The 23,873-nt window shown below is 39.6% G+C and carries 25 protein-coding genes; 2 read left to right on the top strand and 23 right to left on the bottom strand.

What is annotated here, in order from left to right; genetic code table 11:
- Positions 1 to 69: 69 nt before the first annotated feature.
- From DS885_RS00580 to DS885_RS00565, 4 genes are read right to left on the bottom strand one after another with little or no spacing between them, the layout of a single operon-like run.
- Entirely contained in the window at positions 70 to 954 is an 885-nt protein-coding gene (locus DS885_RS00580) for an SMP-30/gluconolactonase/LRE family protein (protein WP_220149617.1), read from the bottom strand.
- 11 nt (positions 955 to 965) lie between these two features.
- A complete protein-coding gene (locus tag DS885_RS00575) occupies positions 966 to 2,081 on the bottom strand; it encodes a substrate-binding domain-containing protein (protein WP_113817467.1) in 1,116 nt (371 codons plus the stop codon).
- Complete coding sequence (locus tag DS885_RS00570; protein ID WP_113817466.1) at positions 2,081 to 3,118, bottom strand: ABC transporter permease; 1,038 nt, start codon at positions 3,116 to 3,118, stop codon at positions 2,081 to 2,083. The genes DS885_RS00575 and DS885_RS00570 overlap by 1 nt, the downstream gene beginning before the upstream one ends.
- Positions 3,099 to 4,643 carry a sugar ABC transporter ATP-binding protein gene (locus DS885_RS00565; protein ID WP_113817465.1) on the bottom strand — a complete coding sequence of 515 codons (1,545 nt, stop codon included), beginning with the start codon at positions 4,641 to 4,643 and terminating at the stop codon, positions 3,099 to 3,101. Before DS885_RS00565 ends, DS885_RS00570 begins: the two co-directional genes overlap by 20 nt.
- 582 nt (positions 4,644 to 5,225) lie before the next feature.
- On the opposite strand from DS885_RS00565, the gene DS885_RS17480 reads away from it, so the two are divergent.
- A complete protein-coding gene (locus tag DS885_RS17480; RefSeq protein WP_181817667.1) occupies positions 5,226 to 5,366 on the top strand; it encodes a hypothetical protein in 141 nt (46 codons plus the stop codon).
- Positions 5,367 to 5,531: 165 nt separating this feature from the next.
- Here DS885_RS17480 and DS885_RS00560 read toward each other — a convergent pair whose 3' ends face one another.
- The 14 genes from DS885_RS00560 to yiaK form a co-directional block, all read right to left on the bottom strand.
- A complete protein-coding gene (locus DS885_RS00560; protein WP_113817464.1) occupies positions 5,532 to 5,858 on the bottom strand; it encodes a hypothetical protein in 327 nt (108 codons plus the stop codon).
- A 2-nt stretch (positions 5,859 to 5,860) separates the two neighbouring features.
- A complete protein-coding gene (gene tkt / locus DS885_RS00555; RefSeq protein WP_113817463.1) occupies positions 5,861 to 7,861 on the bottom strand; it encodes a transketolase in 2,001 nt (666 codons plus the stop codon).
- A gap of 114 nt (positions 7,862 to 7,975) precedes the next feature.
- Entirely contained in the window at positions 7,976 to 8,926 is a 951-nt protein-coding gene (gene tal, locus DS885_RS00550; RefSeq protein WP_113817462.1) for a transaldolase, read from the bottom strand.
- Between the two features lie 19 nt (positions 8,927 to 8,945).
- Entirely contained in the window at positions 8,946 to 9,815 is an 870-nt protein-coding gene (locus tag DS885_RS00545; protein WP_113817461.1) for an L-ribulose-5-phosphate 3-epimerase, read from the bottom strand.
- Positions 9,816 to 9,824: 9 nt separating this feature from the next.
- Positions 9,825 to 10,583 carry an IclR family transcriptional regulator gene (locus DS885_RS00540; protein WP_113817460.1) on the bottom strand — a complete coding sequence of 253 codons (759 nt, stop codon included), beginning with the start codon at positions 10,581 to 10,583 and terminating at the stop codon, positions 9,825 to 9,827.
- Positions 10,584 to 10,586: 3 nt separating this feature from the next.
- Positions 10,587 to 11,234: a 3-keto-L-gulonate-6-phosphate decarboxylase UlaD gene (locus tag DS885_RS00535; RefSeq protein WP_113817459.1), complete on the bottom strand. Its 648-nt coding sequence runs from the start codon at positions 11,232 to 11,234 to the stop codon at positions 10,587 to 10,589.
- Positions 11,227 to 12,720 carry an FGGY-family carbohydrate kinase gene (locus tag DS885_RS00530; RefSeq protein ID WP_113817458.1) on the bottom strand — a complete coding sequence of 498 codons (1,494 nt, stop codon included), beginning with the start codon at positions 12,718 to 12,720 and terminating at the stop codon, positions 11,227 to 11,229. The genes DS885_RS00535 and DS885_RS00530 overlap by 8 nt, the downstream gene beginning before the upstream one ends.
- Positions 12,717 to 13,208 (bottom strand): YhcH/YjgK/YiaL family protein, encoded by a 492-nt coding sequence (locus tag DS885_RS00525; RefSeq protein WP_113817457.1) that lies wholly within the window; start codon positions 13,206 to 13,208, stop codon positions 12,717 to 12,719. Before DS885_RS00525 ends, DS885_RS00530 begins: the two co-directional genes overlap by 4 nt.
- Positions 13,209 to 13,220: 12 nt before the next feature.
- On the bottom strand, positions 13,221 to 14,030 hold the full coding sequence (locus DS885_RS00520) for a Cof-type HAD-IIB family hydrolase (RefSeq protein ID WP_113817456.1): 810 nt from the start codon (positions 14,028 to 14,030) through the stop codon (positions 13,221 to 13,223).
- A gap of 12 nt (positions 14,031 to 14,042) precedes the next feature.
- Positions 14,043 to 14,741, bottom strand: coding sequence for an L-ribulose-5-phosphate 4-epimerase (locus tag DS885_RS00515; protein WP_113817455.1), 699 nt, complete (start codon positions 14,739 to 14,741; stop codon positions 14,043 to 14,045).
- Positions 14,742 to 14,813: 72 nt separating this feature from the next.
- Entirely contained in the window at positions 14,814 to 15,788 is a 975-nt protein-coding gene (locus tag DS885_RS00510; RefSeq protein WP_113817454.1) for a TRAP transporter substrate-binding protein, read from the bottom strand.
- Positions 15,789 to 15,807: 19 nt separating this feature from the next.
- A complete protein-coding gene (locus DS885_RS00505; protein WP_113817453.1) occupies positions 15,808 to 17,088 on the bottom strand; it encodes a TRAP transporter large permease subunit in 1,281 nt (426 codons plus the stop codon).
- 3 nt (positions 17,089 to 17,091) lie between these two features.
- A complete protein-coding gene (locus DS885_RS00500) occupies positions 17,092 to 17,577 on the bottom strand; it encodes a TRAP transporter small permease (RefSeq protein WP_113817452.1) in 486 nt (161 codons plus the stop codon).
- A gap of 25 nt (positions 17,578 to 17,602) precedes the next feature.
- Positions 17,603 to 18,604: a 3-dehydro-L-gulonate 2-dehydrogenase gene (gene yiaK / locus DS885_RS00495; RefSeq protein ID WP_113817451.1), complete on the bottom strand. Its 1,002-nt coding sequence runs from the start codon at positions 18,602 to 18,604 to the stop codon at positions 17,603 to 17,605.
- 776 nt (positions 18,605 to 19,380) lie between these two features.
- Between yiaK and DS885_RS00490 the strand changes: the two genes are divergently transcribed.
- Positions 19,381 to 19,650, top strand: a complete 270-nt coding sequence (locus DS885_RS00490; RefSeq protein ID WP_113817450.1) for a lactonase family protein — start codon at positions 19,381 to 19,383, stop codon at positions 19,648 to 19,650.
- A 76-nt stretch (positions 19,651 to 19,726) separates the two neighbouring features.
- Here the strand turns inward: DS885_RS00490 and DS885_RS00485 are convergent, their stop codons facing one another.
- Genes DS885_RS00485 through DS885_RS00465 form a run of 5 tightly spaced genes read right to left on the bottom strand, consistent with a single transcriptional unit; the run spans position 19,727 to position 23,869 of the window.
- Positions 19,727 to 20,392 (bottom strand): HAD family hydrolase, encoded by a 666-nt coding sequence (locus tag DS885_RS00485; RefSeq protein ID WP_113817449.1) that lies wholly within the window; start codon positions 20,390 to 20,392, stop codon positions 19,727 to 19,729.
- A 1-nt stretch (position 20,393) separates the two neighbouring features.
- Complete coding sequence (locus DS885_RS00480) at positions 20,394 to 21,413, bottom strand: ABC transporter ATP-binding protein (RefSeq protein WP_113817448.1); 1,020 nt, start codon at positions 21,411 to 21,413, stop codon at positions 20,394 to 20,396.
- Complete coding sequence (locus tag DS885_RS00475) at positions 21,413 to 22,198, bottom strand: ABC transporter permease (protein ID WP_113817447.1); 786 nt, start codon at positions 22,196 to 22,198, stop codon at positions 21,413 to 21,415. Before DS885_RS00475 ends, DS885_RS00480 begins: the two co-directional genes overlap by 1 nt.
- On the bottom strand, positions 22,191 to 23,051 hold the full coding sequence (locus tag DS885_RS00470; RefSeq protein ID WP_113817446.1) for an ABC transporter permease: 861 nt from the start codon (positions 23,049 to 23,051) through the stop codon (positions 22,191 to 22,193). Before DS885_RS00470 ends, DS885_RS00475 begins: the two co-directional genes overlap by 8 nt.
- A 14-nt stretch (positions 23,052 to 23,065) precedes the next feature.
- Positions 23,066 to 23,869, bottom strand: a complete 804-nt coding sequence (locus tag DS885_RS00465) for an alkaline phosphatase family protein (protein ID WP_113817445.1) — start codon at positions 23,867 to 23,869, stop codon at positions 23,066 to 23,068.
- Positions 23,870 to 23,873: the final 4 nt, after the last annotated feature.

Here is a 23,873-nt window from a genome sequence, read left to right as displayed (position 1 = left end):
TTTATAAGCTATATTTAATAACTTAAATGCCTTACTAAACATACTTAAACTGTAAAAAATCTACTCACTTTATAAGTGACTTAACACCTTAGTATCTATTTCAATCGCATAAACTGAACTTGAGGCGGTAATATAAAGCGTTTTTTCCTGATCATCAAAGGTGCAATTAGATACAGTTTCCGAAGTGAAGATTTTCCCCAATAGCTGCATCTTTTTATTAAGCACAATCACTCCTTCGCCTGAGCTTAAATACAAGGTACCAAATTTATCCACAGTCATTCCGTCTGGAATCCCCTGCTCGACCTCATAGACTAAGCGTCCATTGGATAAGCGACAACCATCAACATCAAAGGCTTTTAAGTGTTTCAAACCCTGTGTTGGAAAATCAACAATCGACATATCCGCAACGTATAAGATTGATTCATCAGGTGAAAAGACTAATCCATTAGGTCGTTGAATATCGCTAGTCGCTATGGTCAAGGTATCGCGACTTGGGTCATAACAATAAATATAACAGCCTATAATTTGGCTTTCTGCTTTATAACCTTCTTCATCGCTAGTAATGCCATAGGGTGGATCAGTAAACCAAATAGTGCCATCGGATTTGCGTTCAACAAGGTCATTCGGTGAGTTTAATCGTTTACCATCAAGCTTTTCAATCATCACCTTAGCAATCGCTAGGTTATCTTTACTGCGTAAAGAGATGCACCGACGCCCATGTTCACAGGTAATAACATCACCATTACTCAAGGTATAATTGCCATTGGCGTAATTGGATTGCTCAGTGACTAAAATCGTTTCTTGAGTGTTACTATCAAAAAGATACAAGACCCCTTTTTTCACATCTGAGAACAAAAGTTGCTTAGAGTGCGGCAACCATGCCGCACCTTCACACCAAATATGTCCTCCACTAACCAATGTTAATTCAGATAACATTGCAGAAGAAAATGACATACTTGCCTCCTTTATTTGCCATTCCAAGACGCAGAGTAATATTCACGATAATTATTCTCTGGGTCATAAAGGTTTTGATCACCACCATTACTATGGATGTTCTCAGCAGTCACTAAATGTACTGGCGTAACGTAACCGCTAATGGGTTGATCTTGGAATAAACGATTAAACTCATCGATTACCTGCCAACCATGTAGGCTTAATGGCTCAGCCACTGTTGCCACTTGGAAGTCACCATTTCTGATTCTTTCAAATGCTGACTCACTACCGTCACCAGCTGAAATGTTATAAGGTGCATCACCTTTCTTTTTACCTGCAGAGCGTAAAGCAGGAGACATGTAGTCAAAATAAAGGTCATTAATCGCTAATGTATAGTTATATTTATCACCGTGTTTTTGTACTAGTGAGTATGTTAACTGTGGGATACGAGCTGAGGTGTTAGCTAAAGGTGTATCTTCATAACCTAATACAGAACAACCCTCACACTTTTCAATATACGACTTCATTACGTCTGCTTTATGTACCGCAATGCTATAAAGACCATCGGTTAAAATAACCACATTGGCTTTACCTTCTGATTTTGCAATGGCGTACATAGCAGAAACACGAGCAACATCATCTGCAGAACTGGTAATGTTCGTTTCTATGAACAAATCTTCAATTGGACCTGGATTAGGTGTTGCATGCCAACTTACAAGTTTTATGCCCAGTTGATTGGCTTTACGTAAGGTTGGTACCATTGTATTCGGTGTAAAACCGCCCACGACTATACCGTCTGGCTGTAAGGCTAACGCTTGCTTCATCGCTGATGATTGAGAGGGAACACTACCAGCACCGTCTAGTACTCGCACATTCCAACCAATTGCTTTTGCGGCTTCTTCAAAGCCCTTAACAACACCTGCAACACCACTATTTTTCAGGTCAGAGGCAACAAAAATAACGGTTTTATCTTGCACAGCTTTAGGCCCTGTAGGTAAAGAAAAGGCTACATTTGTTTCGCCAGAGGCTTCGGCAACCACCTGTTTTGCCATATCGACATATTGTTGCGCACTGGTTGCGTCAGCATATGAATAGGTTGATAGGGTCACCGCGGCTATTAAGCTTAAGTATTTGATTGGATTTTTCATCATTTCACCTTTATGTTGTTTTTAGTTGCAGTCTGTTTTCGTTTTTGACTAAAACCTGCCAAGGTAATAGCCACCAATAAAATCGCACCATTGAATAATGGTTCAACAAAAAATGGTGTTCCCAGCTGTTGTAAGCCAGAAATACCGACACTCACTAGCGACACACCAATAATGGTGCCCCATACATTTACTCTCCCTGCTCTAAAGGTTGTTGATCCTAAGAAAGCCCCTACCAATGCAGGTAACATGAAGTCTTGCCCTACAGAAGATGAACCAATACCGATATGTGATGCTAATAACACACTTGCAAAGGCAATTAAGCCGTCAGAAACAACATAAGAACCGATATAACAAGCCTTAGTATTAATCCCATTTAATGTTGCTGTATTTGGGTTTGCACCTACGGCATAAAGCTTTCTACCTAGCGCGGTATATTCAGTTAATATCCACAACGCAAAAGTGATTGCCGCTAGGTAAAAGACCACAACAGGTAAGCCAAATACTTCGTAACCACTTAAGTTATAAAAGCTTTCAGGTAAGGCGCCTACGATTTGACGACCATCGGAATGCCAAAGCGAAACCGCATAAATCACCGTACCAGTCCCTAGCGTTGCAACAAATGAATCGATATCAGCTAACGCCACCAACATGCCATTTAAGGCTCCATATAAACAGCCACATAACACCACAGTTAATGCCGCAGCCTCCCATGAAAACCCATAACGTTGTTGTAAGGTGATCACTAATACATGCCAAAAAGTCACACCAAACCCAACATTTAGGTTCATTTTTCCGGTCACCATAGTGACCATGGCAGCAAGGGCTAAGATCGCCACTACACTTTTCTCACTAAGGATTGCCTGTAGCGTTAACATTGAAAAGAAGGTATCTGTGGTGGAACTGAACACTACAATTAATAACAGCGTAAGTATTAATAACCCGTAGCGCATCAATACTTGCGTGACCATATTTCCTAGGCCGAGCTTCATCGACACTTCAGTTTCTAATGCGGTGGATTTAATATTCGATGTTGACATGTTGTACCTCTTCTACTTTTGAGCCTGACGCATACTTCAATAAATTAGATAAAGTCACCCCCTCCTCCATTAATTCTTTAACAACTCGACCACGATTAAATACCAATGCTCGATTTGATATGTTCACAACCTCTTCAAAATCACTTGAGATAACAATCACGGATAACCCGTTCTCAATTGCTCTTTGCATGATTTTATAAATTTCAGAACGAGCACCGATATCAACACCGGCAGTAGGATTATCTAAAATCATGATCGGCTTATTCATATTGAACCACCTAGCCAAAATGATTTTTTGTTGGTTACCACCACTCATTGAGCTAATTGATATATTGGGATCTCTTGGTCTGACTGAATACTCACTTATAGCCTGAAAGGTTGACGCTTCCTCTTCTGCTTTAGAGAGGCTTGATAACTCTCTTTTACCCAAATTGCTTGGATTAAGATTTAAATTTTCTAAGGCGCTCATTGCGCCGCAAATACTTTCTTTCACGCGGTCTGCCGCGACCATCGCAATGCCACTTGCAATGCTTTTAGCAGGTGAAGAAATATCTGCTTTTTTGCCGTTGATCATCACTTCGCCACTTTTGATATTCAAACGACCAAACAAGGACTGACCTATCGCTTCCTGTCCCGCATTTCTTAAGCCAACTAAAGACACTAGTTCGCCTTTTCTTAAACTCATATTAAACGGGTCAAGGTCACCAATCTGTAGATTTTCAATATTCAAGACAACGGGTGAAGTTGGGTTTAATGGCGCTCTGTAACTCATCTCTTTTTTCATGCCAACGATTAAGGTAACAAGATCATCAAGTGAATAATCTTTTACTAAACCTGAGCCCACCATTTTCCCATCGCGCAATACAACAACATCATCACAAATATCGTGTATTTCATCTAAACGATGCGACACATAAATCATGCCTACACCTCGTGCTTTTAAGCCTTTTAATACATCGAACATACGCCCTACATCACTCGCCACTAAAGAGGCAGTAGGCTCATCAAGTATTAACACTTCGGCATCAGCAATGAGTGCACGGGCAATGGTTAATAATGCTTTTTCAGCAGCACTCAAATTAAAAATACGTTCCGAGGCTTTAGCATCTAACCCTACTAAATTAAGTACTTCTTCTGCTTTTTGTTCAGCAGCCTTCCAATTAATAATTCCCCATTTTTTAGGAAAACCTAAAGTTAACCCAATGTTTTCAGTGACAGTCATCCATTCAACTAAACCTAAATCTTGATGAATGAATGCAATAGGTGACTTGTTAGATCGATTAAGCGCAGTTGCATCTTCTATCGATTCATTTTTAAAAATAATCTCTCCACTGGTTTTTTTATTAATACCAGCCAACGTTTTAATTAAAGTAGACTTACCTGCACCATTCTCTCCTAATAAAGCTACACACCGACCGGGGTGAACATTAAAAGAAGCAGACTCCAAAGCTACAAAATTAAAGAAACGCTTTGTAAGATTATTAATTGAAAGCAAACTGCCCTCAGGAGTATCAATAAATCTCATACTATCCTCGTATATTATCTTTTTAACATAAAGATAAAATTCTACAATATGGAATAATATTCCAAAAAATTCCACATTATAGTACTTATAGTTTTCAAATTATTGTGTGACTCAAGTCCGAATTTAAATCGATTAGCTATTTGAGGTGCTATTTATTGATCTCTATCTCATAAGCTCACATTGGGTAGATTTTTCATTTATTTAAAAAGTTTTATTGTTTTTGCAGGGAAAACTATTTATAGATCAGCGAGTTAAAAGTTATTTAAAGTAAAAAGGTAAGCAACACAGTGAAATTGTGTAATACAAACTTCCAACATGAATAGGAGGAATAAAGGAAAAATAGACGAGTAGATAGTATTGAACAGAAATATTTATGCTTTATTTACAATAAAAAAGTAAAAATAAACAGTTAAATTTCGCATAAAAACACACTGATATTGGCTAAATAATAACTAGGTTATTGATCTTATTTGAGTTTATGAAAGTGCCATAACAGTAATAATATTACGGCATAAATTTGACTCTCATCACATAATTGCGCATAATATATACAAATTCACTATTTAAGTAAGGAAATTACGTATGAATACTACAACTTTAGATCATGCTCCAAAAACCGTAGATAACAATGTGTCAGCTTTTGCTGATAAAGCATTTTTCTTTGTAAAAATGGCAATTGCTATCAGTGCAATTATTTTAGTAGAAGTATCAGCTTGGATCTAAAAGCTCCCAGCAAGCAACACAGATAAATCACACAACTTCAAGATAAGTAACATCCCATTATGGGATATCCATCTAGCATAATCCCCAAAGTAACCAATAAAAAACGCCAGTGATTTTCACCACTGACGCTTCATAACAACACTTTAATTTATTTATAAAACCCTACTAGGGTGCTTGCATAAGATTCATGTGATGTACTTTGATATCATACTTTTCAATAATCTTTTTAGTTGCATTCATACTAGCAATCCTTTGTTCTGAATCTAAAGCCTCTTCCATCGCTGCTTTATCACTATAGCTATGTTGCATAATAAGCAGTACATTTTGATGAGCTTCACTCTCTATAAATTCAGGTTTACTTAATACCACTCCTTGGCTATTAGGAAAAGTAGCAATAATAGGTACCACCACATCTTGCATATATTGATGAAAATCTTGTTTTTCAGCCTTTGTTAAATTAGCTTCAAAAAATGCTGTTCTTAAAATAGTCATGACTACACTCCCTTCTCTAATAACTGTGTTGCAGTATTAACAATGTTGCTCACCGTAAACCCAAACATCTCAAAAAGTTGCTCTGCAGGTGCTGACTCACCAAAGCTTGTCATACCGACCACTTTTCCATTCAACCCTACATACTTATACCAGTAGTCAGCAATGCCAGCTTCGATGGCAATACGTGCCGATATATTTGATGGTAATACCTGCTCTCTATAGGTCATTGGCTGTTGCTCAAAAACATCCGTTGATGGCATGGATACAACACGTACGCTTCTACCGGCTTCAGACAATTCAGTGGCGGCATCTACCGCAAGTTGTACTTCAGAGCCTGTTGCGATCAGAATTAAATCAGGCGTACCAGTGCAATCCTTCAAAATATAAGCCCCCTTTGCGATATCAGTGACTTGCTCTGCAGTACGCGATTGTTGTGCCAAGCTTTGTCGAGAGAAGATCAATGCAGAGGGAGCATCTTTACGTTCAATTGCTAACTTCCATGCGACTGCAGATTCCACCTGGTCACAGGGTCTCCAGGTACTCATATTAGGAGTCATACGCAATGATGCAATTTGCTCAACAGGTTGATGTGTTGGGCCATCTTCACCTAAACCAATGGAGTCATGGGTATATACTTGAATGTTTTGTACCTTCATTAATGCGGCCATACGCATTGCGTTACGCGCGTACTCCATAAACATTAAAAAGGTCGCACCATAAGCGATCAAACCACCATGTAATGCAATACCATTAATGATTGCAGTCATCGCAAATTCTCGTACACCATAATGGATATAGTTACCGGACGCATCATCACGGGTTAATGCTTTTGATTGTGACCACATAGTTAAATTTGAAGGTGCTAAATCAGCCGAACCACCGGTTAATTCCGGTAGCATCTTGGCATACACTTCTAAAGTATTTTGTGAGGCTTTGCGGGAAGCGATATTGGCAGGATTGCCTTGTAAGTCATTAATAAAATCATTGGTCGCTTGTTGCCAGTTCTCTGGTAAATCTCCTGCCATACGACGTTTAAATTCACTAGCAAGCTCCGGATATTGAACTGCATAAGCTGCAAAATATTCATTCCACTGCGTTTCTTTATCTTGCCCTGCTTGCTTAGCATCCCACTCAGAATAGATCTCAGATGGAATTTCAAATGGACCATGTTGCCAACCTAACTGCGCTTTACTTGCTGTAATTTCTTCCGCACCAAGTGGTGCACCATGACAATCATGTGTTCCTGCTTTATTCGGTGAGCCAAAACCAATAATCGTTTTAGTACAAATTAAAGTCGGGCGCGGGTCCAATTTAGCAGCCCGAATAGCTGCATCGATTGCTTCACTATTGTGACCATCAACATCAGCGATCACATGCCAGCCGTAAGCTTCAAAACGTTGAACCGTATCATCGGTAAACCAGCCTTCCACCTCACCATCAATGGAGATACCATTATCATCCCAGAAGGCAATTAACTTACCTAAACCTAACACTCCAGCCAATGAACAAGCTTCATGAGATATCCCTTCCATCATGCAACCATCACCTAAAAAAACGTAGGTAAAATGGTCAACGATATCGTAATCAGGTTGGTTAAATTGTGCTGCCAGTGATTTTTCAGCTATTGCCATACCAACGGCATTAGCAATCCCCTGCCCCAATGGTCCGGTGGTTGTTTCAATACCTGGCGCATAACCATATTCAGGGTGACCAGGCGTTTTTGAGTGCAGTTGACGGAAGTTTTTTAACTCTTCAATGGGTAAGGAGTATCCGGTTAAATGAAGTAGTGAATAGATCAGCATAGAGCCATGACCATTTGATAAAACAAAACGGTCACGATTACTCCACCGAGGATTCTGTGGGTTATGGTTTAAGTGCGAACGCCACAATACTTCAGCAATATCTGCCATGCCCATTGGCGCACCAGGGTGCCCTGAATTAGCTTGTTGTACTGCATCCATGCTTAACGCACGAATAGCATTAGAAAGTTGTTTACGATCCATTTTATTTACACCTTTAATAATTAGCGCTATTTTCGCGACAAACGACAGCGCGGTTGTTCATGCCATTAGCATTAAAAAAGGGAATCAATGATTCCCTTTAACTGTTTTTTTAGATTACAACTTGTCTGAAATCATGGTCTCGAGCTTGCCTTGGTCAATGGCAAAGTTACGAATACCTTCAGCTAGCTTTTCAACGGCCATTGGATCTTGGTTATGCTCCCATAGGAAATCCGATTCATTCATCGCCTCTGGGCGCTCTTGTTGCGATGAAGCAGGTTGTAATTTTACAACCACCTCACCTTCAGCTTGTTCCAATTGTTGTAATAGATCAGGGCTAATAGTTAATCGGTCACAGCCAGCTAACTCTAATATTTCACCGGTATTTCTAAAGCTAGCGCCCATTACTACTGTTTTGTAATCATGTGCTTTGTAGTAGTCATAAATTTTACTCACAGATATCACGCCTGGATCTTCATTTGCAGCAAAGTATTGTCCTTGTTTCGCTTTGTACCAATCCATAATACGGCCAACAAAAGGAGAAATTAAAAATACCCCTGCTTCTGCACATGCACGTGCTTGAGCAAATGAAAACAACAGCGTTAAATTACAATTAATGCCTTCTTTCTCTAATTGTTCAGCAGCACGAATTCCCTGCCATGTGGAGGCTAATTTAATTAAGATACGGTCATTACTGATACCTGCATCGTTATACATTTTCATTAACTGGCGTGCTTTTAAAATACTACCTTCAGTATCATAAGATAGGCGGGCATCCACTTCCGTTGAGATACGTCCAGGGATCACTTTAAGGATCTCTTTACCAATACTCACCGCTAACATGTCACTAGCCGCTTGAATTTGACTTTGTCTATCCTCTGACTGTGCTTTAGCATAACGAATGGCTTGGTCCATCAGTGGTGCATAGTCAGTTAACTGCGCCGCTTTTAAGATTAAAGAAGGATTAGTGGTTGCATCTTGTGGCTGGTATTTTTGAATCGCTTGAATATCACCTGTGTCAGCAACGACCACTGTTAATTTTTTGAGTTGTTCTAATTTATTCATCATTGATCTTCCATCGACTATGTTAAAGTGCAAAACCTACGGCATTTGCAATCTCTTTTAATTTACTTCTTGCGGCTTTAATATCTTCTAACCACTGTTCATTTTGCGCCCACATTTCAATCACTAATGGTGCACTATAATCAATTTCTGCCAGGGTTTTGAAGATCGCAGTAAAGTCCACTTGCCCTTCACCAATCACCAGATCTCTAAACTGACCTTTACAGGTTTCAGAAACACGTAAGGTATCTTTTAAATGTACTTGTACAATATGGTCACGAGATAGTTTTAATTCGGTGCACACATCATGATTCCAGCCAGTTATATTTCCTACATCTGGGTAAGCCATGAAGTAAGGAGATGGAATTTCACGCTTTAACACTTCGAATTTAGTCAAAGAATTTAAGTAAGGGGTATCCATGATTTCAACGCCCAACATGATCCCAGCTCGCTCCGCCATTTTGGTTGCCTGCTGCATACCATCAATAAAACGTAGGTGAGTTTGTTCCGATTGCGCTTCGTAATACACGTCATAACCGGCCATTTGGATACAGCGAATACCGAGCTTATAAGCAAGGGCAATGGCTTTTTCCATGATCACAAGGGACTCGCTACGAATCGCCTCATCCATTGAACCAAATGGGAATTTACGATGCGCACTTAAACACATAGATTGCAAAGGCATCTCATGTTTTTCACAAAGGTGACGTAGAGCGTAGATCTCTTCGTCACTCCAATCTAAACGAGCACGACGCTCATCCGTTTCATCAACGGATATTTCTACAAAGTCAAAGCCAGCTTGTTTAGCATTCACTAAACGCTCTTCCCACGTTAATGAGGTTGGCATTGCTTTTTCATAAATGCCTAAACGAAACTTATTATTTACATTAAACATACTAAGTCCTTAATATAGTTGCTGCTCTATACGGGCAGTAAAGGATTGAATTTTTTGCGCTAAAGTTGGGTAGCTTATTTGCTTCATTTTTGGTGTTAATGAAGAGATACTAATGGCATATACAGGCGTGTTGAACTTATCAAAAATAGGCACAGCAACGCAGGAAATACCCGCTTCATTCTCTTCATCATCAATGGCATAACCTAATGCTTTAACTTTATCTAGCGCCTCAAAAAACAGATCTTTTTCTAAGATAGTATTCTCTGTTAATGCTTTCATAGTGCTCGCATTACGTTGCCAATATGCTTCCCTTACCATGTCAGAACTAAAGGCTAAGTAGCACTTTCCTGCTGCAGAGCAATACATTGGCGAATGTAATCCAACGTAGGTTCTGGTTCTGAAAGAGGCATTTTCTGGTTCAAATTTATCTTTAAAAACAATATTGTCAGCATCAAAAGAGAGGAAGTTAACGGTTTCATTAACCTCACCTAACAACTCAGATAAATAGGGTTTCACTATTCCAGTAACATCTGAATTCATTGCCGAATGACCAAGGTGAACTAACTTCATGGTTAATCGATACTCTTTACCTGAACTAAGTTGAGCAACATATCCTGCTTCTTCAAAGGTCGCTAATATGCGATGAGTAGAGGATTTGTTAAACCCAGTGCCTTCTGCAATATTTTGCAAAGAAGTACCATTTGGAAACTGCCCTAAAAACTCTAAAACGACTAATGCTTTTGATAAGGATTTAATTTGCTCACTCATACGCTACGCCCAATATTTAGTGATTTGACGTGAAAATTGCCCAGCTATTTCAACACCGTTCTCTCCTGCTAAGGCACGCCCTGCAATAAAGGCTTTTACCGATATGCCCTGAAATAGATGTACATCTTCTGGCACAATGCCACCTGTAATAGACAGCTCGATTCCAAGGTCCGATAGGCTTTGCATTTTTTTCAAATCGGCTTCCGTCCAATTTACACCTGCCAACTCAGCATCACGAGAACGATGGTAGATTGCTTGTGTGATCCCCATCTCCACCCAATCTTTAGCATCATCTAGTGTCCAATGACCATATAACTCAATTTGTACTTCACCATTAAACTGATCGGTGACTTTTTTAGCTGAGCGAATGGTTTCTATGTGAGCAGCTGCGCTCACTGTGACCCAATTTGCACCCGCTTGCATTGCCAACTTAGCTAAAATCGCACTGGCATCTGTGATTTTCATATCACATACAATAATATGCTCAGGGTATTTATTACGTAATGCTTGAACACTTTCCACACCATGTGCAAAGGCTAAAATAGTGCCCACTTCAATTACATCTAAATGGGCTGCGACATCTTCAACTGATGCTAAGGCAACTTCTAAGTCTGTTGCATCTAATGCCATTTGTAATAAAGGTTTAGTCATTAATTTGCTCCTCAAATGTTTTAAATAGGCCCACTAATGTTTGATAATTTTCAAATTTTTTCTGTAAAGCCTGATAATTTTTTGGGTTAGGATTAATGTGCTTGGTATGGGTGATAATATTATCCATACACTCACGGCTAGATGAATATTCACCCGCACCTACCATGGCGACAATTGCGGCCCCTAATGATCCTGTTTCATCGATATCAGAGATTTCAACTTGCATCCCAGTTAAGTCAGCTAACATTTGCATCCAAGTTGTGCAGGAAGCAGGGCCACCAGTAACTTTAAGGGTATTCGCTTGTGGAAACCTTGCTCGCATTCTTTGCAAGTGGATATTGTGGCAAAAAAGAATCCCTTCCCAGATTGCTTGAATAATATGCGCTTTACTATGGTGAGCTTGTAACCCGTAAAACCCAGATTTCAAACCTAAGCCTTGATTAGAGCCATATAAGAAAGGCACAAAATAGACACTGCTTTCTGCCACTTCTAAAGCTGCAACAAGCGCTTCATTTTCTTCATGTTGTAACTCACCCTCTGCATTTAAATATTCAGCAAACCACTCGTAATTGCCTGCGGAGGTTGGGCTTGCTTCATGAATAATATATTCGCCTTCAATGGCATAATGGCCATAGACAAAATTATGCTCTGCTTGGGTAATTTGTTTAGTAATCCCAGAGGTCACAGCCCAGGTTCCCATGACATAATTTAGGGACTGCTCTTTGGCATCAATACCTGAACATAATGCCGTAGATACCACATCAAATAAGCCACCAAACACAGGTGTCCCAACCACTAATCCAGTTTCTGTTGCTACTTTCTCAGTGACTCTGCCTGCTAATTGATCTGGTTGAATAATCTTAGGTAATGCATCCCACACCTCTTCTACATCAAACAGTTTCAGCAGTTCCATATCATAGGATCCTGTCTGTGCATTAAAGAAATTGCTTTCAGACATATTGGTAATTTCAGCACCCACTTCACCAGTAAAACGATAACGAAGGTAGTCATGGGCCATCATGATGCTGCCAATATTCGAATACACTTCTGGCTGGTTTTGTTTAATCCAGTTGATAATTGAAACGGGATGACCTGTCCATAGAGTTTGTAAAGTTTTAGGGTAAATCTTTTCCGCGAAACCTAACCCTAACCATTCCTTTACAATGCTCAGTGAACGAGAATCAGAAGACATAATGCCGTGCCCTAAATTCTTACCCTGTTTATCCAGTAAATAGACACCCTTTCCCTGTGCGGAAATACTGATACCTTTAATCTGTTGCACATTAACTCTGGTGATTTTTAATAGCTTATTAATCACCACCACGGCATCTTGCCACAGCGCATCTAAGTCTCTTTCTACCCAACCTTGCTGTTCATTAATTACACTTGCAGAGGTTCTGGTCAAACCGATTTGAACACCTTTATTATCGTACAGGGCAGCTTTCATAAAGGTGCCGCCCGAATCTAATCCTATGTAGTAATTCATGATGTTATTTCCAATAAGTCGTTATGAATTTTAACCACCAGCTTACGAACCATTTGCTGGTCATCATCTTGGATATTAGTGATATGCACAGTGTTAGGGGGGAATAGATAAAAGCAGCTAGGTATTGCTTTAATGTAATTTAAATCAATACCTTGATACTCATAAAATAGAATATCTCGGGCCTCATTATAGGCTTCATGAACTCGATGTTCGCCACTATCCAAGGACCAAGCCATCGTCTCTTGACCTGCTAAAACGATCTGTAAATCAGAATGGTAACGATGCACTTCGGGTTTAAAATCAGCCAGTGGTGATTTGTTGTACTCTAAAATAACAAACCACACTTTATTACTATCTAGGTTGCTGAAATAATGGCGCCCAAGTGCTAACACATCTAAATCTAATTGCTCAAGTTCTGTTAAAACTTTGCCAATGATAGAGGGGTAACTAGCCATCATTTTATTTTGCTTAATATGTCCAATTAGCATCATTAGCCCCTATCAAAATTTGCTTAATAACAAGTCTGCTAACGCATCTTGATCATCATTGTCTGCGGTAATCAATTGCGCATGTTGCTGTACTTCCGGCTCTGCATTACCCATAGCAATGCCTAACCCTGATAACTGCAACATGGAGATATCATTATGATTATCACCAACGGCGACCATCGTTTTAACATCGATATTTAAGTCTGCTGCATAGCGAGAGAGTGCATTACCTTTGCTATTACCTTTGTTAGCAAAATCAAATCGATCTACCCATGATTGCTCGCCATTAAAGTGCGCTTGTATTAACTCTGTCTGTAAAAAATGGTCTAAGTCATTACCTTCAACAACAAACTTCCAGATATATTCAGCGTCTTTCAATGCGTCAATAAAACTATCCACTTTGACAATGCTAGGTCTGTCTTCAACTGGGTAGCTATTAGCCCATTCCAATAGTTTTTCCATATACATGACAGGCTGCTGTCTCGAATACAGCATTGAATCACGGCTATACATCACTAACTTCAACTTAAACTGATCGGCTAACCTAATAAACTTCAACGCATTCGCTTTATCAATGGCGTTTTCACTCAACACCTGCTTCGCCTGATAGTCATAAATATAAGTACCGTTACAGCAAATAATCGGAGTCGTTAACCCTAACTCTGCATGGTAAGGCTGCGCTGCTACATGGTGACGCCCAGTAACAATCACCACATGATGCGTTTGTGAAATGGTTTGAATCGCCAGCTTTAATCTCGGGTTAATCGTATGTGCCGAGTTTAAAACCGTGCCATCTAAATCCAGTGCTAATAGTTTATACATAGCAATTAACCTCTATTTCTGACCGTAATATGAATTAGCGCCATGCTTACGAGAGTAATGTTTATTTAATAGAGCCGGGTTGATCATAATATCTGGGTTCAATGCTCGAGTGCCCACAGCCATCGCTGATATCTCTTCTAATACAACGGCGTTATGTACGGCATCAAAGGCATCTTTTCCCCATGAGAATGGTGCATGCCCAGCCACGATAACCCCAGGGATCGCATTAGGATCAATGTCACGTCTAGCAAACTCTTCGATAATTACCGTACCGGTATTCTTCTCATACTCATCGGCTATTTCTTGATCACTTAATTGTCGCGTACAAGGCACATTGCCATAGAAGTAATCCGCGTGGGTGGTACCTAGTGCAGGAATATCGATCCCAGCTTGTGCCCAAATAGTGGCATTTCTTGAGTGGGTATGAACAATGCCACCAATTTGTGGAAAGGCTTTGTATAGTTCGATGTGTGTGGCCGTATCACTGGATGGATTAAGCTCACCTTCAAGACGATTACCTTCTAGGTCAATAATCACGATGTGCTCTTCAGCCATTACATCGTATTCCACACCTGAAGGTTTAATAGCGATAACGCCATTTTCTCTATCAATTTCAGACACATTACCCCAGGTAAAGGTCACCAATCCGTATTTAGGAAGTTGTAAATTAGCGTCTAAAACGCGTTTTTTTAATGCTTTAAATTTACTCATGTCTATTGCCTCTATTTAACACTAACAGGCCAAATAAGCGTGCCTAACAAACAGCTTGTTAGGCACAACCACTTATTTTGCAGCGGCTTCTATTTTCTTAATCATTGAATCACCATTTTCTTCAATAAATGATGCCCATACTGGCTTAATTGCTTCTAAGAAAGCGTCACTGTCCACATCACGATTCACTTTCATGCCATGAGACTCTAGCTCTGCAATCATTTCATCTTCTTTAGCGATGCTAAGTTTTCTTTGCATATCAACCGCTTCTTTAGAAACATCCAAAATGATTTTTTGGTTTTCAGCACTTAACTTATTGAACTTTTTAAGGTTCATCGTCAGTACTAAAGGAGAGTAAGCATGCTGTGTCAGACTTAAGTACTTTTGTACTTCGTAGAATTTGAATGACAGAGTCACACCAATAGGATGATCCTGTGCATCAACAACACCTGTTTCTAACGCACTGTAAAGTTCAGCAACAGGGATTTGTTGAGGGTTAGCTTTAAGTTCATTAAACATATCGTTTAATGCTTTAGAACTGTTCACCCTCATTTGTAAACCTACTAGATCTTCTGGTTTACGAATTGGTTGACGATTATTGGTCACATTACGGTAACCACTTTCAGGGTAACCTAGGCCTTTTACGCCTAGTTTTTCCATTGACGTTAGGACCTCCTTACCAGGAGCGCCATCTAACACTTTGTAAGCTGTTTCACGATTAGGGAAAATAAACGGTAATGTGAATGCTGCTGATTCAGGTAAAAAACCAGAATAGTTATTAACACCCACCATAGAGAAATCTAGGATCCCAGATCGCGTACCATCAATCATTTGCTTATCATTGCCTAATTGACCTTGTGGGAAGATATTAATTTTAATATCGCCATTGGTGCGCGCCTCTACCTCTTTTTTAAAGAATAAAGACATCGTTTGTTGTAAGTCTGACTCAGGGGCTGCATGCGCCAGCTTTAATGTGGTTTGTGCACTTACCGATGAACAAAAAGCAATCGTTGATGCAATCCCTACCATTTTAAAAAAGTTTTTCATTTTCTTCTCCTTGGGTGTTTTAACCAATAACGTAAGCCATTGGCACAGTGATAATACTTGGGAATATTACGAATAAAGTTAACAGGGCCATGTACGCCGCGATAAAAGGCATCACACCTTTGACCGACGTCGACATAGGGACTTTAGCAACTCCGCACACCACGTTTAACACGGTGCCGACGGGAGGAGTAATCAAGCCAATAGAACAGTTAATAACAAACATCAAACCAAAATAAGTGGTATCGATGCCGGCCATTTTTACAATTGGCATAAGTAGCGGTACTAAGATAAGAATGGTTGGACTTAAGTCCATCACCATACCTACACATAACACTAATAACATGATCACAGCCATCAATAATCGAGGGCTATCAACCAGCGGGCCTAACATAGCCGCTAGCTGTTGAGGTAATTGAGCAACAGTGATTAACCAGGCCGCGACCATCGCACAACCTACTAAGAACATCACCATTGCCGTTGAGCGACCTGCATTAAGCAGTACTTTGTAGAAGCCTTTTAGAGAGATTTCACGGTAGATCACTGTTGATACAAAAATCGCATACACAGCAGCAACAACCGCAGCTTCAGTAGGTGTAAAGATACCAAAACGGATACCGCCAATAATGATGATAGGAAGGAACAGTGCCCAGATACCATCTTTTAAAGCCGCACGCTTCTCAGCTTTACTTGCTCTTTCTTTAATTTCTAAATCTTCTTTTCTAACCAGTAGGCTCCAAACAAACATTAAAGTTAAGCCCATTAATAAACCTGGAACAATACCGCCTAGGAACAGGTTTTTAATGGAAATACCACCAGCAACACCCACCAGAATAAGTGGCAAAGAAGGCGGAATAACCGGGGCAATAATGCCACCCGATGCTAACAAACCCATTGAAGAACCTTCAGGGTATTTAGCCGCTTTCATCATTGGATATAAAATACTTACCAATGCAGCCGCATCTGCAACAGCCGAACCCGATAGGCCAGCAAGTAATACTGAGGTTAAGATGGCCACGTAACCTAAACCACCCTTTCTATGTCCAACATAGGTGGTTGCGAGTCTTACGATTCTTTTAGATAACCCACCAGCCGACATCACTTCACCAGCAACTAAAAAGAACGGAATGGCTAATAAAGTAAAGCTATCTACACCGTTAATCAGGCCCTGAGCAAGAATGTCTGCACTAAATAAATCCATATGAAACATCAGTGCTATTGATGACAATAACAAGGCAAATGCAACAGGTAGACCTAATAGAATCGAGATAATTAATACTGATAAAAATATTGCTAAAACCATTATTTATTCTCCACTATCTTGAAGGTCACTTAACCAATCTGGATTGATGATACGAACCATTGCAATCAACCCCATTAACCCGCCAGATATAACACCTGCTAAGTAAAATAGAGCCGAAGGTAAGCCAGTAATTTGAGAGATGTCATTCCAGTTCGCCATCATTTGATTAAATGAACCTAGGTACAACATACCCACTGCAATTAAAATAATTGCCCAACATAAACGTCTCAAGATAGGAACTAATTTAGGAAATAGCTTTTCTGAAAACTCAGTCACAGCAAGGTGTTCACCACGGCGCAGTACCACTACTGCACCTAACATAACCACCCATACTAGACCTAAACGAGAAAGCTCGACCGAAGGACGTAGACCCGAGGAAAATCCATAACGTAAAACAACGTTAGTAAAAACCAGTACGATCATAAAAGACAAAATAGCTGCCATTAAGATATCGATACTATTCCAAATCCACTTAAGTGCGCTTCGCATAACATTCTCCTCACCTACATATCAACTACAGTGCTGTGATTTGATTCCAGATCTCATCATGAATCTCGATACCGCCCGCTTTTTTATGCTTTGCAATAAAATTATCAATTTCAGATCCAGCAATCATCACTGAACCAGTTTCTGCAGGCTCTGATGCTAAAACGTAATCACGAATTCGTTTCATCTCAGCTGAGAATTGGTCTTTTTCCATTGTGCGACTTAAATCGATAGCGATTAGGAATTGAGAAACACCAAACTCTCCCCCCATATCATCAGTTAATGCCGGTACAGAGTTACCCCCAGTGATTGCAGTTAGCATCATGTCTAACACAATCGACATTGATGACCCTTTCCAGAACCCCATTGGTAACAGGCGTTTGTTTTCCCATAACACATGTGGGTCACGAGTCAGTTCACCGTTATCATCAAACCCACCGACAACAGGTAAAGGTTTATCAGCTAATACAAAGTTTTGTAGTTGACCGTAAGAGAATTGGCTCATAGAGCAATCAACAACAACAGGTGGATCGCCGGCAATCGCCATAATAAGAGGGTTAGAACCAACACGATGATCCTTACCACCCCAAGCAGGCATAACTGCAATCGAATTCGTTGATGCGATACCTGCAAAACCTTGTCTAGCCATTTTCAATACATAGGCACCACCACGCATCCAATGGTTAGAGTTACGCATACCAACCATACCAATACCGTGTTCGCGGGCTAACTCCATTGCTCGTTCAGAACAAATCAAGCCATTTAAAACCCCAGGTCCAAAGTTACAATCCCACTGCTCAAGTGCCCCCATGCTATTAACACACTTAGGTACTTCATTAAGTTTGATTTGCCCTTTATCCACCTGATCAATAAAAACAGGAAAGCGATTAATGCCGTGTGAGTAAGTACCTTCGTTCGCCATTTCTACAAAACCAGCGGCTAATTTAGATGCCATTTCACCATCCATTTTTCTCGCTAATAAAATGCGTTCGTACTCTGCTTGTAATCTTTCTATTGCTACTAATGCCATTTCAGCCTCCAGTTGTAAATTCCACAATGCGAAATACAACCTAACCCCAATTCCATTTTAGATCATCTCTTAAAGGATAAATTTTAGACATTGAGCACAAATTGATCTTTTTAGGTGTGATGTGTGAGGCAAAAAAAGTGAGCGCTTGAAGCATGATATTGGCTGAATGTAATGACCAATAAGCCGATTAATTGGTTTTAATTGATGACAGGTTAATTAGAGGTTAACTGGTTAATAATGTATGTTTTTAAATACCTTTTATTAGATCTATGCCATAAAAGTCCCGGTCATTGACCCCTCAAACTCTTTTTAGCTTTCCGGTAATAAGCAACTAAATAGACAGAAACCTATTTTTTAAAAACATTCACCGCTAGTCAGTCAAATTTACTCTTTGGACTAAACCAAAGATAAAAAACTGGTATTTATTGCATACCAAAAATGGAGTTTATTAATAAAAAAAGTGACCTGAGCGTAGAAAAGCCAAATTTCGAGCATTTAAAATCAAAAAAGCATGCTAAAAAAAGAGTGTAAATAGGGAAAATTAAGCCAATTAAGGGTAATTAAGTAAGTTTAACCTAGTAATACTGTGAATGGCTAACACTTCCAAAGTGGTAGTACTTAAATACCAAAAATAATCATTTGGGCATGCTTTAAGTCATCAAGGAGGAGAATCTAATGCTGAAATCAACCAATTTATTGATTGAAGATAGAGATGCGGTGAGAAAAAAGACCTCTTAAATCTCAAATAGCAGAAAAGCTAATCACCATGATTTCAAATAATATGGTATGTTTCTAATCGTGGTGATAACTCTTTAGCTATTTTTAAAGTGTTGGAAGACGGTAAATTGCAACGTATTGGTTTAATTCCCACTGGAGGAAAATTTCCACGTCATTTTGCCATCACTCCAGATGGCGCGGCGGTGATTGTTTCCAATCAAGATTCAGGCAATATTAGGGTATTTTCTCGAGATTTAGAAACAGGTCTATTGACCATGACAGATCAGTCTTTTGCTATTTCTGCGCCGAATTACATACGTTTTTATTAACGGCTAAGATAGCTGCTGTGAAGTCTACTCTGACTTCACAGCAGCTTATATTCAAACAATATTCATGAGCTTTGTATTATTTACCCCACTCAAAAATCTGCCATTCAGGATGTTTAAGTGCTTCTGCGGATAAGCGCTCGCAAGGGTTTACTAAATACGCGTAATCGGCATATTCACATAACGGTAAGTCATTAATTGAATCACTATAAAAGTGTATTTCATCAAAGCTATTAGTCTGTTCAGTTAACCATTGTTGTAAGCGTAATATTTTCCCTTCGCGATAGGTTGCAATACCAGTGACTTGATTAAAGTAACAGTCATCTTTACTGACGAGTTCAATGCCTAACGCATCTTCTATCCCAATCGCTTGGGCGACTTTTTTGACAATAAAAGTGACTGTTGCAGAAATCACTAAACAAGCAACACCACTCTCTTTTAAAGATTTCACCAGGGTTAGCGCTTCAGGAAACACTAAGGGTAAGATATCACTAGCAACAAACTCATCAACCAAACTATCTATTTCATGCTGAGGAATATGCGTAATAGGCGCTAGGGTATAAACAATATACTCTTCCATATCTAGTTCGCCTTTGGCGTATTGCTCCATCAGGGCTTGATCTGTGGCTAAATAATCCGGATCCGTGACCACTCCTTTTCTGACCAGAAATGCACTCCATAAACTAGCGCAATCTCCATTCACTAAGGTTTCGTCCATATCAAATATATGTAGTGGCTTACTCATATTATGCTCTCACCGGTTGTATTTCATTTAAGTTAAACAGTAGTTCAAGGGTGCTTCCGGCAGCCATTAAACGCTCTGAAGAACGATTAAGTAGATCAACTGTTAAGGCTTGTTTCTCGACCTCAATGCTGTAGCGAATAACATTCCCTAGTAACTGATGAGATAACACAGTGCCCTGTTTAGCCACTGAGATATGATCGCCATATTGACGACCTGCTTCTTTGATATAAATAGACTCAGGGCGAATCGCTACCTTTTGTTGACTATCTAACTTAAACCACTGATTTGCTGTTTCCGCCTCAATTAAGTTGTAGTGCCCCATAAAAGAAGCAACAAATTCATTAGCTGGTTTAGTATAAATATCTTCTGGTTTACCTTGTTGTACGATCGCCCCCTGATTCATTAGAAAGATGCGATCTGACAATAACATCGCCTCTTCTTGATCATGAGTTACAAACACAGTGGTTAAATTTAACTCTCTTTGAATTTTTAATATTTGTTGACGAAGGCTTTTACGTATTTTTGCATCCAAAGCTGATAATGGCTCATCCAATAACAGAATACGAGGTTTCACCACTAAAGCACGAGCTAAGGCAACACGTTGTCTTTGACCACCCGATAATTCACGAGGATAAAATTGTTCTTTACCATCTAGCTCAACTAGGTCAATCATGCGCTTTGCTTCTGCACGTGCTTCAGCTTTATTAATGCCTTTCATTTTTAACCCAAAGGCAACGTTATCTAACACGGTCATATTGGGAAACAGTGCATAGGATTGAAATACCATGCCTATTTCGCGCAGTTGTGGTGCGGTATGAGTGATGTTCTCTTGATCAACCCATATGTCACCCGCATCGACTTGGTTTAATCCAGCTAGGCTGCGTAATAAAGTCGACTTACCACAGCCACTTGGGCCTAATAAGGTAATAAACTCACCTTTCTCAATGGTGAAATCAATCTCTTCAAAAACGGTGACATCACCAAAGCGTTTAGCCAATTGACTAACTTTTACATAACTCATTATTCATTCCCTTTACTGAAACGGGTGGCTAGCCAAGTGCATACAAAGATAAAAGCAAAATAGGTCATCACTAAAGCTGAGGTGAAATGGCCGCTGGTTTGGCGCATGTTATATAGATAGATTTGTAGGGTTTCATAACGTGTTCCCACCAGAATATTCGCGAAGACAAACTCCCCTAATAAAAAGGAAAAAGATAAAAATGTCGACGCTAATAAGCCTTTCTTCAAGTTAGGTAAGATAATCAACAAATACGCTTTTGTGGTACTCGCTCCTAACAGGTGTGCAGCATCCACTAAATCTCTGAGGTTAATGGAGGTAAAACTATTAGAGATGGCACGATACATAAATGGCAAAGCAATAGTGAAATAGGTACCGATTAAGATCCAAGGTGTTCCCACTAATTGCACTGAGCTGTCAGCATATAACTGTAACAACCCCACTGAAGACACCACTGGTGGCACTGCAAAAGGTAATAATATTAGAATATTCATCACCTTATCTAATGCAGGATAATAGTAAAACACCACAAAGATCATCGGCAACACTAACACCATGGCTAAGATCAACGATGAGATACAAATAAATAACGAACGCCCAAAAGCTTCTAAAAAGCGTGGGTCGGTTAATAACTGTGTATACCATTTAAAGGTAAATCCATCTGGTAACATGGTCGCCCCCCAACTAGAGGAAAACGAATAGATTAAGGTTGCTAAGATCGGAATAAACAGTAGTCCTGAAAGCCCATAAACAACGCTTTTGTGAAACAGTAAATTATTGTTATCCATGGTAACTCCTTGCAATTAACCATTGATTAACCGCGGTGATCAAGCCGAGTAATAACATTAATAACGCCGAAATTGCCGCCGCTAAATTAGGCTCTAAAAAGAGATCCCCTGACACCAAACTCGCGATACGTATGGTCACCATGTTGTAGTTACCATTAGTTAATGCATAAACACTGGCATAGGCACCAATGGCATTAGCAAATAGAATAATAAACGTCCCTAATAAAGCAGGTGATAGAATAGGTAAGCCAATTTTCATCCAATATTGACGAGAGCTTGCTCCTAACAACTGTGACGCTTCATAGGCATCTTTTTTCAACGCATCAAAAGCCGGGTACAGTAATAACGCCCCTAATGGAATTTGGAAGTAGATATAAAGCGCAAGCAAACCAGACTTGCTATATAGATCAAAGTCTCCTAGTAACCCCCACTGTCTCAATAACAGGGTTACCGCACCGTTGGTGCCCAAAATAATAATAAAGGCAAAAGCGAGAGGGACACCGGAAAAATTACTGCTCATATTGGTAAAGGCGACAATCGCATCACGTATTCTGCTGTTAAGATGACGCAATGACGACACTAAAATAGCAGCTAAAATCAAACCAATAAGACTTGACCAAAAAGAGATCCAAAGACTGTTACTAAAACCTTGTAAAATAAAAGCAGAATCAAATATTTCACTATAATTTTCAATAGTCCATTCACCTTCGTAAATAAAACTATTAATTAATACCCACACCATAGGCGCGATCTGAAATAGATAAAAGAAAGCAATAAAAGGTAATAACCATAATACTGGTTTATATTTTCTTAACGTAAACTTCCCTTGTTGCATGGGCTTTGTACTACTCATAAACGATCCTTTAGTTAAGCCAATGCATCTTCATTAAATGCTTTCTGGTGTGTTAATCCTAGGACTTCACATACCAAACCACAGAGCTCAGTTTGTTTAATCGCAACATCTAGATGACTAAAGCGATCTCCAATTAAATACAGCGGGACTTCACGCTCTTCAATTAAGGTGCCACCATGTGATTTATCGTTATTCATACCATGGTCACTGGTGATCAAAATTTGGTAACCCTCTTCGATCCAAGTCGGTAAAAAGTTAGATAAAATAATATCGGCATGACGCGCACTATTTCTGTATTCCGGTGAATCTAACCCAAACTTATGCCCGGTATCATCGATATTCATGGAGTGTACTAATAGGAAATCTGGATCAAACTCTTGGCGTAAATACTCACCATCTAATATCAATGCCTCATCCGGGTAATGGTCCCAATGATAAAAAACGCCATGTTGAATTTGTAAACTTTCATTATGTGTATGGCGATCTCTCACTGGATCATAAGGGGAGCGATTGTAAAGTTCACTAACCCAATGATAAGCGGCAGCTGCAGTTGTTTTACCTTGTGCTTGAGCCAAACTAAACACCGATTCAAACAGCGATCGACGTGTTACATTATTATGCACAATACCACTTTCTATCGGTGCCACACCCGTTAATATACATTCGTATAAAGGGCGAGAAAGAGATGGAAGTTCGCTGTAAAGCGAGTATTGAGTTGCTTTCTTGTACTCTACTAAACCATTTAAGTAGCCCAAACAATCTTGAGCTACTTTTAGGTTTAAGCCGTCAAGAACAACAAGAATAACCTTATCGTTCATTTGA

This window comes from Psychromonas sp. B3M02, assembly GCF_003318165.1.
In the GTDB taxonomy this organism is placed as follows: Bacteria; Pseudomonadota; Gammaproteobacteria; order Enterobacterales; family Psychromonadaceae; genus Psychromonas.
The sequence above is the reverse complement of the archived record's forward strand: the minus strand, read 5'-3'. Positions and strand labels throughout refer to the sequence as shown.

Bases quoted from the DNA above. Each gene is read 5' to 3' on its own strand.
- DS885_RS00475 (WP_113817447.1), bottom strand. From the start codon at position 22,198: ATGGATAACAATAATTTACTGTTTCACAAAAGCGTTGTTTATGGGCTT.
- DS885_RS00500 (WP_113817452.1), bottom strand. From the start codon at position 17,577: ATGCGAAGCGCACTTAAGTGGATTTGGAATAGTATCGATATCTTAATG.
- DS885_RS00485 (WP_113817449.1), bottom strand. From the start codon at position 20,392: ATGAGTAAGCCACTACATATATTTGATATGGACGAAACCTTAGTGAAT.
- DS885_RS00540 (WP_113817460.1), bottom strand. From the start codon at position 10,583: ATGAGTGAGCAAATTAAATCCTTATCAAAAGCATTAGTCGTTTTAGAG.
- DS885_RS00565 (WP_113817465.1), bottom strand. From the start codon at position 4,643: ATGAGATTTATTGATACTCCTGAGGGCAGTTTGCTTTCAATTAATAAT.
- DS885_RS00535 (WP_113817459.1), bottom strand. From the start codon at position 11,234: ATGACTAAACCTTTATTACAAATGGCATTAGATGCAACAGACTTAGAA.
- DS885_RS00515 (WP_113817455.1), bottom strand. From the start codon at position 14,741: ATGAGTAAATTTAAAGCATTAAAAAAACGCGTTTTAGACGCTAATTTA.
- DS885_RS00465 (WP_113817445.1), bottom strand. From the start codon at position 23,869: ATGAACGATAAGGTTATTCTTGTTGTTCTTGACGGCTTAAACCTAAAA.
- DS885_RS00530 (WP_113817458.1), bottom strand. From the start codon at position 12,720: ATGAATTACTACATAGGATTAGATTCGGGCGGCACCTTTATGAAAGCT.
- DS885_RS00480 (WP_113817448.1), bottom strand. From the start codon at position 21,413: ATGAGTTATGTAAAAGTTAGTCAATTGGCTAAACGCTTTGGTGATGTC.
- DS885_RS00505 (WP_113817453.1), bottom strand. From the start codon at position 17,088: ATGGTTTTAGCAATATTTTTATCAGTATTAATTATCTCGATTCTATTA.
- tkt (WP_113817463.1), bottom strand. From the start codon at position 7,861: ATGGATCGTAAACAACTTTCTAATGCTATTCGTGCGTTAAGCATGGAT.
- DS885_RS00545 (WP_113817461.1), bottom strand. From the start codon at position 9,815: ATGTTTAATGTAAATAATAAGTTTCGTTTAGGCATTTATGAAAAAGCA.
- DS885_RS00560 (WP_113817464.1), bottom strand. From the start codon at position 5,858: ATGACTATTTTAAGAACAGCATTTTTTGAAGCTAATTTAACAAAGGCT.
- DS885_RS00525 (WP_113817457.1), bottom strand. From the start codon at position 13,208: ATGCTAATTGGACATATTAAGCAAAATAAAATGATGGCTAGTTACCCC.
- DS885_RS00470 (WP_113817446.1), bottom strand. From the start codon at position 23,051: ATGAGTAGTACAAAGCCCATGCAACAAGGGAAGTTTACGTTAAGAAAA.
- DS885_RS00580 (WP_220149617.1), bottom strand. From the start codon at position 954: ATGTCATTTTCTTCTGCAATGTTATCTGAATTAACATTGGTTAGTGGA.
- DS885_RS00510 (WP_113817454.1), bottom strand. From the start codon at position 15,788: ATGAAAAACTTTTTTAAAATGGTAGGGATTGCATCAACGATTGCTTTT.
- DS885_RS00575 (WP_113817467.1), bottom strand. From the start codon at position 2,081: ATGAAAAATCCAATCAAATACTTAAGCTTAATAGCCGCGGTGACCCTA.
- DS885_RS00520 (WP_113817456.1), bottom strand. From the start codon at position 14,030: ATGTATAAACTATTAGCACTGGATTTAGATGGCACGGTTTTAAACTCG.
- DS885_RS17480 (WP_181817667.1), top strand. From the start codon at position 5,226: ATGAATACTACAACTTTAGATCATGCTCCAAAAACCGTAGATAACAAT.
- DS885_RS00570 (WP_113817466.1), bottom strand. From the start codon at position 3,118: ATGTCAACATCGAATATTAAATCCACCGCATTAGAAACTGAAGTGTCG.
- tal (WP_113817462.1), bottom strand. From the start codon at position 8,926: ATGATGAATAAATTAGAACAACTCAAAAAATTAACAGTGGTCGTTGCT.
- yiaK (WP_113817451.1), bottom strand. From the start codon at position 18,604: ATGGCATTAGTAGCAATAGAAAGATTACAAGCAGAGTACGAACGCATT.